General features: G+C 56.3%; 10 protein-coding genes. 8 read left to right on the forward strand and 2 right to left on the reverse strand.

Translation table 11 applies throughout. From position 1 onward, the window contains the following. Positions 1 to 20: 20 nt before the first annotated feature. Positions 21 to 2,006 (reverse strand): DUF4091 domain-containing protein, encoded by a 1,986-nt coding sequence (locus ACYQ00_RS00420; protein WP_460030259.1) that lies wholly within the window; start codon positions 2,004 to 2,006, stop codon positions 21 to 23. A gap of 6 nt (positions 2,007 to 2,012) precedes the next feature. After that, positions 2,013 to 3,041 carry a UDP-glucose 4-epimerase GalE gene (galE, locus tag ACYQ00_RS00425; protein WP_460030260.1) on the reverse strand — a complete coding sequence of 343 codons (1,029 nt, stop codon included), beginning with the start codon at positions 3,039 to 3,041 and terminating at the stop codon, positions 2,013 to 2,015. Positions 3,042 to 3,666: 625 nt separating this feature from the next. Between galE and ACYQ00_RS00430 the strand changes: the two genes are divergently transcribed. The 8 genes from ACYQ00_RS00430 to ACYQ00_RS00465 all read left to right on the forward strand — a co-directional run bounded on the left by ACYQ00_RS00430 (position 3,667) and on the right by ACYQ00_RS00465 (position 15,062). Continuing rightward, positions 3,667 to 6,147, forward strand: a complete 2,481-nt coding sequence (locus ACYQ00_RS00430; protein ID WP_460030261.1) for a tetratricopeptide repeat protein — start codon at positions 3,667 to 3,669, stop codon at positions 6,145 to 6,147. 29 nt (positions 6,148 to 6,176) lie between these two features. Continuing rightward, positions 6,177 to 7,571: a TIGR03013 family XrtA/PEP-CTERM system glycosyltransferase gene (locus tag ACYQ00_RS00435; protein ID WP_460030262.1), complete on the forward strand. Its 1,395-nt coding sequence runs from the start codon at positions 6,177 to 6,179 to the stop codon at positions 7,569 to 7,571. Positions 7,572 to 7,586: 15 nt separating this feature from the next. Beyond that, positions 7,587 to 8,405 (forward strand): polysaccharide biosynthesis/export family protein, encoded by an 819-nt coding sequence (locus ACYQ00_RS00440; protein WP_460030263.1) that lies wholly within the window; start codon positions 7,587 to 7,589, stop codon positions 8,403 to 8,405. A gap of 152 nt (positions 8,406 to 8,557) precedes the next feature. Continuing rightward, a complete protein-coding gene (locus ACYQ00_RS00445) occupies positions 8,558 to 10,024 on the forward strand; it encodes an XrtA system polysaccharide chain length determinant (protein ID WP_460030264.1) in 1,467 nt (488 codons plus the stop codon). A 175-nt stretch (positions 10,025 to 10,199) separates the two neighbouring features. After that, positions 10,200 to 10,874 carry a polysaccharide biosynthesis tyrosine autokinase gene (locus ACYQ00_RS00450; protein ID WP_460030265.1) on the forward strand — a complete coding sequence of 225 codons (675 nt, stop codon included), beginning with the start codon at positions 10,200 to 10,202 and terminating at the stop codon, positions 10,872 to 10,874. Positions 10,875 to 10,901: 27 nt separating this feature from the next. Then, entirely contained in the window at positions 10,902 to 12,152 is a 1,251-nt protein-coding gene (locus ACYQ00_RS00455) for an XrtA/PEP-CTERM system-associated ATPase (RefSeq protein WP_460030266.1), read from the forward strand. Next, entirely contained in the window at positions 12,149 to 13,375 is a 1,227-nt protein-coding gene (locus ACYQ00_RS00460; RefSeq protein WP_460030267.1) for a hypothetical protein, read from the forward strand. The genes ACYQ00_RS00455 and ACYQ00_RS00460 overlap by 4 nt, the downstream gene beginning before the upstream one ends. 214 nt (positions 13,376 to 13,589) lie before the next feature. Further along, on the forward strand, positions 13,590 to 15,062 hold the full coding sequence (locus ACYQ00_RS00465) for a sigma-54-dependent transcriptional regulator (RefSeq protein WP_460030268.1): 1,473 nt from the start codon (positions 13,590 to 13,592) through the stop codon (positions 15,060 to 15,062). Positions 15,063 to 15,074 lie beyond the last annotated feature (12 nt).

The raw sequence follows: 15,074 nt of genomic DNA on the forward strand, positions 1-15,074 counted from the left end.
TACGCAATCTGACTATTTTACTACCTCGCCCCAATCATCTCGGCCAGCCTCCTACGTGCCGCCTCCCAATCATCAGGATTCGTCGACCAGCTGATGTCCGCATGCACATAGGAGGGATCTGCCTTGTCGGTCACGCCGAGTTCCCACATGCTTTTGGGCACCATTTGCCGCACCAGTTCCTCCACGGCAGCGGGTTGCCTGGTTGCTGCGAGCTTGAGATATTCATAATCCTGCAGCCCTCTTCGCCACATTTTCAAACGAAGGCTGGCAATTGGCCCCGGGATGCCGTAACTGTCCGCGGGAAACAGCACATCCGTGCCCGGATAAAAGAGCACCCCGTCGCCATTCCCGTAGTTGGCGCCTGTTTCGCCATATTTTTCATGATACTTTTCTGAAACCCTTCCGAATGTCACGGCTTCACGGAATACATTAACCTCTTTATTGACGAACGATGGATTTTTATAATTCGTACCGGCCCAATAAAACCAACGTGAGACGGCATGCTTGTACTGTATCCAGCCATTCACCCTGAGGGCTACTCCATCGTCTTCCGTCATAAACGTCCCAGAGGCAGGGCGCCATCCATTGTATATCATTGTTTCAGCTGGTGCTGATTGTTCGCGCTTCAACACTGCACGCCATTGATCTGCGTCTCCCCACATAACAAATGAAATATCGAGTGAAGGCATAAATTCCATTTTCTTGACCAATGACGTCGTACACAGTGACTTCATGGCGCGGCCCGGGCCCGGGTTGGATTTCAACCAGGAGGCCCACCGCTCCACCTTTTCAAAGTCCTGTTGTCGCGGTTCATCCAGGAGATACAAAAACAGCTCTGCCCTGGGGTAGTTGTCTGCGAAATAGCGCAACCACTTGTCTGCGCCTGCATGCATCTTTTCTTCAGATTCGCCTTTGCCCCAGTCCGCGAAAGAGCGCCAACTCCCATAGGTGCCAATGGAATACACATCCGCAGGCGCGCCCATGCAAGGGCCGACATATCCGTGTTCTTTTGTGAACAGTGACCCGTCGAGAATGGATGCCCAACGTGGCATTCTTTTATTTTGAAACAAGTCATTGCCGTCTGTAATCAAAGAGATACGATGTCTCCTTGCAACAAGATGATGGTTAAGCCAAACTTCGTGCATTTTTTGTTGAATTGCAGGGGTTACACTTCCGGCATCATACCAACGAATGCCAGTATAACGCGCATTTACATCAGGCTCGTTCATCCACACCATTGTCTTGGCAGACATCGTATTGGGCAACGCGAAATCAAGTACCTCCAACGATACGGGAACAGTGGCAATTGATCTTCCATTTCGCGTGATTGTGATACTCCCCGCATAGTCACCGGCCGTTGCCGTTTCCGGGATGTAAATATCGACCCAGACACTTTGGTTTGTGTGTGGTGCGATGGGGAAAAACTGCACCAGCTCCATAGGTACTGCAATATCAGGATACATCTTGTTCGCATCAGGACGGTCCACAAACCTGCCGCGGGAAGTCCCCTTTGGCAAAGAAAACGGCAGTCGGAAGCGTGCTGGGACGTGGCGTTCATCATAGGCCGGAGTATAAGTCAGCTGCGAAAGACCTTTTATTTGTAGATACCGCACATAAAACAGTTCGATATTCCGACCTTGATAAGAAAATACGTCTGAACTGGTCTGCTTTTTGTAGATCGAGTCCTTGCCATTGATATGATCCAGATTTTCTGCCTCAACCGCGTAATACCCTTGTGAAGAGTCCTTTTCTTCAATAATAATATTGAATGATACGACTTCATTTTTCGCACCAAAGACATGCACGCGGCTGCCATCCCAAATGCTGTTTCGTACATTTCTGCCTTCAGAAGCGCGCATCTCGTCTTGGGTGATTTTGTCATGCCCGTCATTTGCCCAAATTATGGGAGTGACTTCTGCTTGTGCCGTCTGCGTTGCAATCAGCCATAATACTACCTGAAGAAGGATTAGTGTATGCGCAAACGTTCCATATCTTGAATCATGCATATTACATCACACCTCTTGCGTTCTTTCCGCCACTTGCTGCATCCGTTCCCCGGCCCAGGCATCGCGAACCATTTCTTCCAGGCCGCGTTTTGCGACCCATTTCAATTCCGTGCGGGCCTTATTCGGATTGGCATAACACTCGGCCACATCGCCATCGCGGCGGGGGGAAATCTGATATGGTACCGCAACGTTATTGATCTGCTCAAAAGCCCGAACCATTTCCAGCACGCTATAGCCTGTTCCAGTGCCAAGGTTCCAGATACGCAGGCCTGGCTGGGCCATGAGTTGTTCCACGGCCAGGGTATGGCCTTCTGCCAAATCCTGCACGTGGATGTAATCGCGTACCCCGGTACCGTCCCGGGTGGGATAGTCGGCACCAAACACGCGTAACTGCGCCAGCCTTCCCGAAGCGACCTGGCAGATGTACGGCATCAGATTATTTGGCACACCATGCGGCCGCTCACCCAAGAGGCCGCTTGCATGACCACCAACGGGATTGAAGTACCGCAACAAGGCGATACTCCACTCTGGGTCTGCCTGGTGTACATCCTGGAGTATTTCTTCCACCATCAGCTTGGTCCGCCCATAGGGGTTGGTGACCCGCACAGGTGCGTCTTCGGCAATGGGGACTGCATCCGGAACCCCATATACCGTGGCGGAAGAACTGAAGACAAATCTCTTGACGCCATGTTCGCGCATCACCTGCAACAGTTCCAACGTGCCGACCAGATTATTGTGGTAATACTCCAAGGGCTTTTCAATGGACTCTCCAACGGCCTTGAGTCCGGCAAAGTGAAGCACCGCATCAACAGAGTAGAGTAAAAACAGAGCCCGCAGTGCCGCACCATCACGCAAATCTATCTCATGTAGTGGAATTTTTCTTCCTGCAATATCAGCAACATACCCCAGAGCCTGCCGACTGCTATTGCACAAATTATCCACCACTACCACATCATGCCCGTGCTGGAGCAAATCGAGACAGGTGTGGCTCCCGATATAGCCACAGCCGCCAGTGACAAGAATGGTGCGCTTCATGCGGTCCTTCCAAACAGCTAAGAGTTCAGAGTCGAGGGACTCTTTGCTACCACGCAAGTTTCGCGCCATGAGAAAAATCCCGTCATTCCGGCCTGCTTGGCTGTATCTGATTTTTTGTCCAGTTTTTTCGGATTCTGCCCTCCGCCATGTTCCCGCGGGGATGCGTCCTTGCCTCTCTTGGGTCTGACTCACGTAATCCCACTATAATAGTTAACAAAATCTTTTTCGCTCCAGTATTGCCTCTTCCATTGTCCAGGAAAGCTGGACAGGCTCGAAAAGTTGGACCACGGCACCGTTCAGCAAGATTGGTGCGCCATCTTGGGAAGATGCAGCAAAATCGGCTGCTAGATGTTGTGGCTGCTTCGCACGCCACGCGCTCCCTGACTCTTCCTTTTCTGAGGGACTCGCTCCATATTTTGTTCTATCTACCTACTTTTTCATAATATTCGCACATGGAACACTATTCGCAGCAGTGTGTATGCATAGCTGTGAAACTCCCAGCCCCAAGCCCACCCAGCTTGTCAACCAACGCGTACCGAGGTGGCGGATGTGGAATCTTGTGTCGCTTGCCCTTGCAATGGCCTTGTGCGTTACCGGGTGTTCCGGTCAATCCAAGGATGACCTGATGCAGCAGGCCGCTGCCATGGTGGCCGATGGCAACAGGCAGGGGGCATTGGTTGTTTACAAAAGCCTGCTCAAGGACCACCCGGAAAACCAGGAAGCGCTGGCCAAGGTGGTGTTGGTGCAGATCGAGTTGGGCAAGCTGACCCAGGCTGCAGCGGATTTGGAACAACTGAAGGATGAACACCCCGACAAGCCTTCCCTGCAGGCCAAGCTGCTTCTTGGGCAAAAGAAAACCAAGGAAGCCGAGGATCTTCTCCTCAAGGCGGTCGAGCAACAAAAGCAGAACTCGGAACTCTGGGAGCTGCTCGGTGTGGCCCGGGGCACGCAGGGTCGGCTGGAAGAGGCCCTTGCCGATTTCCGGCACGCCCTTGAGTTGAGTCCGAACAATGAACTGGCGGGCATTGGCGAAGTGAGTGCCCTCATTGCCATGCAGCGCGGCGATGAAGCCCGGGCCGCTCTGCAGCAACTGCTGCAACAACATCCCGAAAGCAAACAGGGGCTGCATCAACTGGCCTTGTTTCAACTGCAGGATGGGCAAACGCAGGCTGCCATTGAAACCTATGCCAAGCTTGGTGCACTGCGAAAATCAGATGTTGCTGCCAGATATCAGGAAGCACGACTGCGGTTGCAAAGCAATGGGGACGCCGCCCAGGCCCGCGCAACAGCGGATGCCTTGGGCAAGGAGTTTGTGAACATCCCAGAACCATTCAAACTCAACGGCCTGGCCGATCTGCATGATGGCAACTATGCTGCCGCCATCACCGCCCTGCAACGCGCCCTGACCATTCGTCGGGAACTGGATACGCACTTTTATCTGGGCCTTGCTTTTCAAAAGCAAGGGACACTGGAGCAGGCCCTGAGTCATTTTCATACTGTCCTCGGCGCCACCCCGGACAATCAGTTTGTGCGTCAGCGGGTTGCCGCCATTTATCTGCAGCAGGGGCGAGTGGATGAGGCCTTGGGGGAATCCGACCGGCTCCTGTCCCACAATCCGGACAGCATGGCTGGCAAGCTTCTGCAAGGCGAGGCCTTTCTTGCCCGCAAAGAGTTTGACAAGAGCCTGGAAGTCTTCACGGAACTCAGCAGTGCGCATGCTGCGGATCCGCGGCTGCAAATCAAGCGCGGCCTGCTCCTGGCCGGCAAGGGCGAATTGGCTGAGGCAGAGGCGTGCTTCCGCCTGGCCATCGCAGCGGCGCCGTCGGATCTTGAACCCCGGGTGGTGCTCATGACGCTGCTGTTGCGGCAGGACCGCCTGGACGATGCCGCAACCCTGCTGGACGATCCGACCCTGGAAGGGCGTAACGCAGCCATGGCCAAGAATGCCCTGGCCAAGATCCGGCTGCGGCAAGGCAGGGAAGCGGATGCGGAAACGTTACTGCAGGAGGCCCGGCAGCTCGCTCCGGAACTGCCGCTTTCTTCCATCAATCTCGCCGCCATGCGCATGCGGAAAGGACAGGTGGCGGAAGCGTGTGCAGAGCTCGAAACCGGTCTGGCCCAGGCCCCCAAGGATCTTGACCTGATCATGCGCGCCGCCAGCTGCGCCCAGAGCCAGGGGCATCTCGAGGTTGTCCAGGGGCATTTGGCCAGGGCCATGGAGCTTGGTGCGCCCCAGGGATTTGCAGCAGCCGCCGCCCTGCATGCCCGCCAGGGTGATTTTAACGCCTCGGTGGCCCTGCTGGACACCTTCCTGGCCACACATCCAGACAACAAACCGCTGCTGGCCCAGAAAGCCCAGCTGCTGACCGCGGCCAAGAACAAGGAAAAGGCCCTGGATACCTTGCAGCGGCTCGAAGCCCTGGATCAGGAAGGCGGGGTCATGGAGCGCATCCGTCTGCTCATGGCCTTCAATGAGCCGCAGGCCGCCGAGCGGGAAGCCGAACGGCTCATCAGCTTTGCCCCAAATTCTGCCCGGCACTACTTCCCTCTGGTGCTTGTCAAAGAATCCCAAAAGGATCCGGCTGGCGCCGAAGCAATCCTGCAGCGGGCCCTGGCCGCAGAACCTGACAATCCGGATGCCCTGATGTCCCTGGGCAAGCTGCTCCATACCCAGGGCCGCTCGGAAGAAGCCTTGCAGGCCTTTGACCGGGTCATCAGCACCCAACCCGAACCCGTCCCGGCATTGGCCGCCAAGGGCGCAGTGCTGCAGGCGCTGGGCAGGGAGAAGGAAGCTGTGGAGATGTATGAACAAGCCCTGCAACTGCGCAACAACTACGGGCTGGTCCTCAATAATCTGGCCATGATCTACGCGGATCACCAGGACACCCTGGCCAAGGCCGAGCAACTGGCCATCTCTGCCTACAAGGCCGAAGGCAACAACCCAGCTGTGCTTGATACCCTGGCGTACATTCTCATCCTAAAAGGCAAGCAGGACGAGGCGCGGCAGCTTCTTTCCAAGGCGTTGGAACTCTATCCCAATGACGCCACCCTGAAAGCCCGCATGCAAAGCGTGGCCAGCGTCACCGCCCCTGCCCCCGTCCAGTAGGCGAATCGGACAAATCCAGGAGCTTCACCATGATGTTCGACACTGCCCAGACATTTGACGACAAGCCCTTTCTTGGCGAGTGGGCTTCGGAAATCCTCTTTGCCGCCATATCCCTGCTGACGGTCATGGCCTTTCAATCCTCCGGGCTCAGCCTTGCTGCCGTTGAGGAACTCCTGCACACCAACAAGCTGCTCCTGTACATCGCCATCACGGTGATGCCTTCGTTTCTGCTCAATCGCCTCATGGCCACGGTATTGCGGCCAGAACCCCTGACCTGCGTGCTGTTGAAGCCCCTGGCAGCCCTGGCTGTATCATTGATGTTGCTGGATGCAATGCAGCACGTGCATGCGCAAACACATGTCGAGTATCTTGAGCTTGTCCTGGCCATAGGCATGTTCACCATCCTGCGGCTGCTGTATGACCTGCGGGAAAAGCGGGCCATGCTGTTTCCGGCAGTGGCGGACAGAGTGATGCTCGTGGGTGATGGTTCCCTCATCACGCCAATCAAAACGTTGCTGCAGTCCCGCCCACACCAGTACCTGATTCTGGAAGACCCTGCCGCATCCAAGCAGGACGTGGACGCGCACTCTCCGCTGAACCCGGCAAAGCATTGCGAAAACCTGTTCGAACGCGCCAAGTCCCTCGGTGCCAATAAGATCGTCATTTCGTTCAAGGAACGCCGGGGGGCCTTCCCTCTGCGCGAAATGCTCAGCTGCAAACTCTGCGGCATCGAAGTGCTGGACGCCCCCAGCATGTATGAGCGGCTCACCCACAAGCTGGCCCTGGAAAACATTACGCCAAGCTGGTTTATCTTTTGCGATGGCTTCCGCGTCACCCCGCTGCTGCGTCTGGGCAAGCGGATGATGGACCTGATCTGCTCGGCAATCATTCTGCTGCTCTTCGCACCCCTCGCCCCCTTCGTCATTCTGGCCATCAAGCTGGACTCGCCAGGGCCGGTTTTCTTCCGCCAAATCCGCGTCGGACGTGGGGAACGGGACTTCAACATTTATAAATTCCGCACCATGTGCCAGAACGCCGAACGCAATGGCGCCGTATGGGCTTGCAAAAACGACGCGCGCGTGACTCGTGTGGGCAATTTTCTTCGCAAAACCCGCATTGACGAAATCCCGCAACTTATCAATGTGATCAAGGGAGACATGAGCTTCGTCGGCCCGCGCCCGGAAAGGCCGGAGTTCGTGTCCAACCTGAATGCAGTGGTTCCCTATTACTCGGAACGCCACTTCATCAAACCTGGCATCACCGGCTGGGCGCAGGTGTGCTACCCGTACGGTGCGTCGGTGGAAGACGCACTGGAAAAGCTCCGGTATGATTTGTACTACATCAAAAACATCTCGCTTATTTTCGATTTGCTGATTATATTCAAAACCATCTCAGTGGTGCTGCTGCGCAAGGGCAGCAGGTAAACGAAGGAGATGGGCGTGACCGCAGGTAAATTCGTTGCCGCATGGTGCATTGCAGTCGTCATGGTGCTGAGCTGCTCCGCTGCAGTGCAGGCCAAGGATTACATCATCGCCCCCGGCGACCAGCTTGCCATCGTCATCCCCGAGGAGCCTGACTTCTCGGGGACGGCAATTGTCCGGCCGGACGGCAAAATCACCTTGAGCTACATCGGCGAGGCAGAAGCCGCCGGCAAGACTCCTGAGCAGCTCTCTCAAGAACTCAAGGACCGACTGAAGCAGTATTTCACCGACCCGCAGGTCAAGGTTGCCGTTGCCGCCCCAACGAATGATGCCGTGTTTGTCATTGGCGGCGGCGTCAAATCGGCCTTGTTCGAAATCCGCACCCGCAGAACGCTGCTGGAGCTTCTGGCCGCCCTGGGCGACCTGAACACCGTGGATCTGGCCCAGGCCCGGCTGATCCGGGACAATAGGGAAATTGCCCGAGATTTCACCACGCTGTATGAGCAGGGCAATGCCAGCGCCAACCTGCCCCTGGCCGCGCATGATATCGTCTTTTTGCCCCCGGCCAAAGATGCCAACGTGTATGTGGTTGGCGCGGTGGAAAAGCCCGCAACCCTCACCTGGCATGGAGGCATGACCTTTCTGGATGCCGTGCTCGCCGTCGGCGGTTTCAACAAGTTCGCCAGCCCGGACTCCTCCAGGATTGTCCGCACCCGCGACGGCAAGCAGGAGACCATTCCGGTCAAAGGAGAGAAGCTGGTGGAAAAAGGCGACATGACGCAGAACATCCCCCTGATGCGGGGCGACATGATCATCGTGGAAGAAAGTTTCTTCTAGTGTTGCGTCCTTAAAATTCTTTCGTACTCAGGTCGCAACACCGGGCCGCCGAACAACGCGGATTTCGGCTGACGATCCTCCACGAAATCCGATGATCTTCGTATTACCTTATTCGTGGACATGACACGCGTCGTCGTTTCCGGAGCACTGTGATGGACATCAAGGAAATTCTCAAACGCCTGCTGGTGCTGGCTCGCACGCACAAGGTGTTTCTGGCTTGTTGCATCTGCCTCTTCACTACCATTGCCATTGGCTTTGCGTACATGAAGCCGGAGAAATTCCAGGTTTCCACCACAGTCTATCTTGAGCAAAGCGTGGTCACGGATTTGGTGAAAGGCATTGCCGTCACCCCCTCGGTGGATTCCAAGGCCAAAATGCTGGGTGTTTCCATGACCAGCCGGACCATGCTTTCCAAGGTGCTTTCCGAGCTGAACAAAGATGTGGGCATGAACGAACTGCAGAAGGATGCCTACCTCAAAGACCTCGTCACGCGTTTACGGCTCGATTCCCGCGAAAAAGACAGTGTGTACACCATCTCCTTTTTTGATGGCGATCCCATTTTCGCCCGCGATTTCACCAATGCCCTGGTCCGCAAATACATTGAAGAAAATATCACCAACAAACGGGATGACTCCCTGGAAGCCACCCGTTTTCTGGCTGAACAGATCGAGTACTTCAAAAAACGCATCGATCAGGCAGAGGCAAAAATCAACACCTTCAAGTCAGAGCAGGGCATGACCCTGGCAGTGGACGAGACCTTTCTGCGTGGGGAAATCTCCAACTCTGAAAAAAAGCTCGAAGATCTGACCATCCGTCGCCGGGAATTGGAATCCAAGAAACGCCTGTTCGGCCTTGAGGGCGAACCCACGGAAACCACTTCTCCTCTGGTGGCCCAGCTGCAGGCCCAGCTGGCCGCGCTGCGTCAGAAATACACGGACCAGCATCCCAAGGTGGCCAAGGCCCGCGCCGAACTGAACGCCGCCAGGCACCAGGCCGCCGGCCTGCCCGTGGACACCGGTTCCGGGCACATGACTCCTGAACTGTTGCAAATTGAAATTGACGCGTACAAGGAACTGGAAGCGCGGCAGGAAGAGTCCATTGAGCGCAACAAGAAGCTATTATCTGAGATTCCAAACACCAGAGCCACCCTGGCCGAACTGGAGCGCACCAAGGAAAACGAGTTGATCATCTACAATCAGCTTGTTTCCCGCTACGGGCAATCGGAGGTATCCAAACAGATGGAACTCCAGGACAAGTCTGTCACGTTCCGGGTGCTGGATCCTGCTGTCACCCCCTTTGCGCCCATGCCTCCCTCCAAGCGGCACATCGCCCTGCTGGGCCCCGTGGCAGGGTTGGTGATGGGGCTGGGGTTGCTGTTCCTGTTCGACATGTTGCGCAACAAGCTGAAATCCTCAGAGCAGATCAAAGCCATGGGCTTGCCTGTGCTGGCTGTGATTCCTGCCGTGGTGGATGAGCAACAGGAGCGGCGCCGTGCCCGCAGGGGGCGAATTGTCTTTGCCGTGGCCGCGCTGTATGTCGTGCTTTCGTTAACCGGCTATTACATTCTAGAACACTCATTGCCTATGAAACAGCTCCTGCTGTTGATCAAGGCATCCTAACCCCGCGCGAGCGTCATCCATGAGTCGAATCGCGGACGCCCTGGCAAAGGCCGAGGCCCGACGCAGCGAAGAAGCTGCTCCACCGTCCATCCCTCAACCTTCCTCCGGCCTCAATGCGGCAGCCCGGCAACAGTCCATGAGCCCGGGTTCCGTTCCCAACACTATCCGGGAACACATGGTGCTTGCAGGCAGCCTGCCCAACAGCTGCAGCAACGAGGAATACAAGAAAGCCATGGAAGTCGTGCTCAAGGCCACCGCTGCCAACCCGCGCGGCAGCATGGTCCTGGTCACTTCAGCCAGGCCACGGGAAGGGAAAAGCGTCACGTCCATCAATCTGGCCATCAATCTGGCCCGGCAATATGACCACACCGTGCTCCTGGTGGATTGCGATCTCCGCCGCCCGGTCTGCCATGAATACCTTGGCTTGGCTGCCACTGCCGGCCTTTCTGAGTGCTTGCAGGGCAAAGCGACCATTGCCGATTCACTGATCAAAACCGGTATCGGCAAGCTCACCTTGTTCCCGGCAGGCAATCCCGTGCATAATCCAGTGGAGCTGATCTCCTCACGCTACATGCGGGATCTCTTGCTGGAAATGAAAAACCGGTATGCAGACAGATACATCATTATGGACACTCCTCCCATCCTCTTGTATGCTGAAACACGATTTCTGTTGTCATTGAGTGACATCTCTCTTCTTGTGGTGCGGGAGGGAGAAACCTCATTACAGGAAGCGTCTGATGCAGCCAATCTGATGGGAGACAAGTTGCTTGGCGTTGTGTATAACGGTGCCGTAAATCCTCCCTTGAATGATGATTCTTATTACGGCCATTATGCCGCACAGAATGTCTGATTGGCATAGGTGTAGAAAGGGGGGGCAGTGTACGAATCGTTCTTCCAGCTTGCCGCAAGACCATTCGATCTGACGCCAAATCCCGGCTTTCTGTTTCTCAGCAAGCTGCACCAGCGTGCCCTCAATTACCTGAGTTACAGTCTCCGGGAGCATACCGGGTTCATGCTGCTGACGGGCGAGGTCGGAACCGGCAAGACCACGCTGCTCAGGGAAATTGAAAACAAGCATCTGGCCGAATTCTCCATCGCCAAAATCTACAATACCAAGGTAGACTCACTGCAACTTCTGCGCATGATCTGTGATGATTACGGCATTGCGCAGTATGAGGCAGACAAGCCGGATCTGTTGCAGGCACTGTACGCGCACTTTATTGAGTGCTTCGCCATGCGCCGGCCCTGTGTCCTGATTATTGACGAGGCCCAGAACCTGACTCCGGAGCTGCTGGAAGAGATTCGCCTGCTCTCCAATGTCGAAACCGACACGCACAAGCTCCTGCGCATCATCCTGGTGGGGCAGCCAGAACTTAACGCCCTGCTCGCCAGACCGGAGCTCCGCCAGCTTCGTCAGCGCATCCAGATCTCCTGCCACCTGCAACCGCTGCAGGCTGCAGAGCTGGAATCCTATGTGCTCAGGCGACTGGAAATGGCCGGCAATCGCAACGCCGCCCGGTTTGAACCCGGCCTGTTTCAGGCCGCCTTTCAATACACCCGCGGTGTTCCCCGGCTGATAAACATCCTGTTTGATTTTCTTTTTTTGGATGCCTACGCCTCAGACACGCGCTCCATCGGTCCGGCCGCCGTGCATGCAGTGGCCCAGGATTTGTCCTTTGAAGCCCAATACTGGAACACGCCGCCAGGCACCGCAGCAACCGCCCCGACAGCGCCGCACTCCAGCGCCGCCCCGGACGCAGAGGCCAGCCTGCCTGCTCCTGCCTCGCCTCATCAGGAGCAGGATTCGCAAACTCCCCCTCTACAACAACAGGCGCTTGGGAATGCGCTGGCCAGACTCACAACCCGGCTCGAAAGGCTGGAACACCTGCAGCAGGAAACCGCTTCCGCGCAGGCAGCCCTCCTGCCGCCCCCGGCACCTGCCATGCAAGAGGAACAGTGGAATGCCAGGCACCAGGAACTGCAACAGCAAGTGCGGGCACTGCAGCACTCTGTTGATCTCCTGCAGCAGGAACTGCACTTTTTCCGCAGCACCCTGTTTCCTGATCAGTCCCCCCGGCCATCAGGGCGGCCAGGTTTCTGGCGAAGGCTTCTGTGGGGCAAATCATGAGCATCCGTTGGCTCCATGTACTGCCCATTTTGCTTGCCCTGCTGGCACATCCGGAGTGCATCCGGCCGGCCATTGCAGAAACAACACGCAAGCTTGATGTCCAGCTCAAGGAAACATACACGGATAACGTCAATGACAACACCCGCCATGAGGCGGATTTTATCACGTCCCTCAATATCGATAGCAGCTTTTCCTTCATCGGCAGCAGGACCAGCTTTACCGCCACCAGCCACACTTCCGTGCTCGATTACGCCCTCGGCACACGCGACCGGGAATACCGCACGGACACGTTGCTGAATGGCGCACTGCAGCTGTTCCCTGAATTGCTGACGCTGCGGCTGTCCGATCAGTTCAAGTCCGTCTTCGCCGATCCCTCACAAGGCCAGACGTCAGAGTCGGATTCCGTCTCCTCCCAGGTCAACTCCAATCTCTTCACCGCTTCCCTGGCATTCACCCCATTCTCCCATTCCCGCACCACGCCAATCTTCCAATATTCCTACACAAACCAAATCTATGACGGCCAAGGGCTCATAAACAAGCAGGCACATTCCCTCCTGGCGGAAGTGACGCATGCGTGCACCCCCACCTTTGACCTGATTTTCGGGACCCTGAGCACGGTACAGCAGTCTGACAACAACGGCTTCCACCGCGTCAAGGGCTATGCCGGCTGGGCCTGGGCCATGTCCTCCACTTTGTCCCTGAACGCCAAGGCTGGCGGCATCTGGACAGAATATGACGAAAATGGTCAGCAATTACAGCCATATTGGGACGTCCGCCTGGAATACCTGCTCGGCCGAACCACCTTCACCCTCGGCTCCAACGCGGACTTTATCGAAAGCGCGTCCACAGCGCTTTCCAGTCTCAACACCAAGTCCTACTTGACCATTGCCAAAAATTGGGACCGCACCAAGCTCACCGGCCAGATCTCGTATGACACCTATGGGGGCGAGGACACAAAATCCTCCCAACTCTATGGCATCTCGCTTGGCCTCAACTACGACCTGACCGAACGCCTTGCCCTGGCCACTTCCGCACGGCTGCAGCACCGAGACAGCAGCGACTCAGACCGGCAAACAATCTACGGCAACCTTGGCCTTACCTATGCCCTGCCCCAGGACATGAAGCTGGGGGCCAATTACAAGCTGAAGTACAACACCGGCTCCGAAGACTCCGACCACTACGATACCAATACCTGGGAACTGCTTCTCTCCAAAACGTTCTGATCCCTTCCCTGCCGCGGGTTGCGGTGCCCCGCCCGTGCAGTTCTTCTTCCCCTCCATTCGCGTCTGAATGCGGGTCTTCCCCCCATTGCCTTATTTTTTGATCAGCGTATTTTACATTTCTCATACAACCAGACACTCCATACCTCAGTGGCATGAATCCCAGTTTCTGAAACCACCAGCAACATATTCAAAACAATGCGATTAGCGGGGGCATATGTCGCGGGTTTTGATTATTGACGACGACGCATTCCTCAGCGATCTCGTCGCCAGGCTGCTTTCTGATCATGACATGGCAGTCGACACAGCCCATTCATTGGCTGAAGGCTTGCGCATGGCTGCGGCAGCGGCATACGATCTGGTTTTTCTGGATGTAGTCCTGCCCGATGGGGATGGCCTTTCCGCATTGGATTCACTCCTTGCTTCCCCAGGCGAGCCGCATATCGTGGTGGTCACCGGTGCTGGCGATCCCGAGGATGTGGAGCGCGCCCTTTCCCACGGCGCCTGGGACTACATCCCCAAGCCGTTTTCCTCGCAAGAAGTTGTCCGCCTGAGCACCCAGGCGCTCACCCAGCGCACCAAGCAACGCCATTTGGTGGAAGACGGCCGCGGTAATGGCCGTCTTTCTATTATTGGCGAGAGCCCCAAACTCAAGATCTGCCTGTCCACCCTGGCCCGAATTGCCCCAACCCCCGCCGCCTGCCTGATCACCGGCGAAACCGGCACCGGCAAGGAGCTTTTTGCCCGCGCCCTGCACGAGTGCAGCAGCCGGGGGGACAGACATTTCGTGGTGGTTGATTGCACCAACATTCCAGAATCATTGGCTGAAAGTGTGCTCTTTGGGCACATGAAAGGCGCATTCACTGATGCGCGGGACAGTCGGGAAGGGCTGATCAAACAGGCGGACAAGGGCACCCTCTTTCTGGATGAAATCGGCGATCTGGATCTTTCCATCCAAAAATCCTTGCTACGCGTGCTGCAGGAAAAGCGCTTCCGCCCCATTGGCGCCAAAATGGAAATCCATAGCGATTTTAGGTTGATAGCTGCCACAAATCGCGATCTGCAGGCCATGGTGGAAGCAGGTGAATTCCGCCGCGACCTTTATTACCGGCTGAACACGGCCGTCATCGCCCTGCCCCCTTTGCGGGAGCGCGGTACCGATGTGTTGCATTTGGCCCGGCACACGGCCGACAAATCCTGCAAGGAACTTGGCCTGCCAGCCAAAACCTTCTCCCCGGCCTTCGAAGCCGCGCTTGTTGCCTACAGCTGGCCCGGGAATGTGCGGGAATTGGTCAATGCCATCACCAGCGCCCTCACACTCGCCACGGATGAAAGCCAGCTTGAGGTGTTTCACCTGCCGGTTTCCCTGCGCATCCAGCTCAAAAAGGATGCCTTGCACCGCACCTCGCAGGAAGGCGATGTTGAGGTGACACCGGCTACTCCCTTTGCCTGCCTGCTGGCGCCTCAGACAATCCCCACCTTCAAAGGGGGCCGGCAGCAAGTGGTGGACGCCTACGAAAAGCAATATTTCGAACGCCTGCTCCAGCACATTGGCGCAGATCTGGACAAAGCCTGCAAGGTTTCCGGCGTCTCCAGGGCGCGGCTGTATCAGCTGCTCAAAAAGCATAACCTTACCCTCCGCAGTGGCCTGGAAGAACAGGCCCGCGCGCACTGTTCCCTGCTGCCATAGCGGAACAAAAGG

The organism is Megalodesulfovibrio paquesii (assembly GCF_054653055.1).

Excerpts from the sequence above, each read along its gene's own strand:
- ACYQ00_RS00420 (WP_460030259.1), bottom strand. The coding sequence starts at position 2,006 with ATGCATGATTCAAGATATGGAACGTTTGCGCATACACTAATCCTTCTT.
- galE (WP_460030260.1), bottom strand. The coding sequence starts at position 3,041 with ATGAAGCGCACCATTCTTGTCACTGGCGGCTGTGGCTATATCGGGAGC.
- ACYQ00_RS00430 (WP_460030261.1), top strand. The coding sequence starts at position 3,667 with ATGCAGCAGGCCGCTGCCATGGTGGCCGATGGCAACAGGCAGGGGGCA.
- ACYQ00_RS00435 (WP_460030262.1), top strand. The coding sequence starts at position 6,177 with ATGATGTTCGACACTGCCCAGACATTTGACGACAAGCCCTTTCTTGGC.
- ACYQ00_RS00445 (WP_460030264.1), top strand. The coding sequence starts at position 8,558 with ATGGACATCAAGGAAATTCTCAAACGCCTGCTGGTGCTGGCTCGCACG.
- ACYQ00_RS00450 (WP_460030265.1), top strand. The coding sequence starts at position 10,200 with ATGGTGCTTGCAGGCAGCCTGCCCAACAGCTGCAGCAACGAGGAATAC.
- ACYQ00_RS00460 (WP_460030267.1), top strand. The coding sequence starts at position 12,149 with ATGAGCATCCGTTGGCTCCATGTACTGCCCATTTTGCTTGCCCTGCTG.
- ACYQ00_RS00465 (WP_460030268.1), top strand. The coding sequence starts at position 13,590 with ATGTCGCGGGTTTTGATTATTGACGACGACGCATTCCTCAGCGATCTC.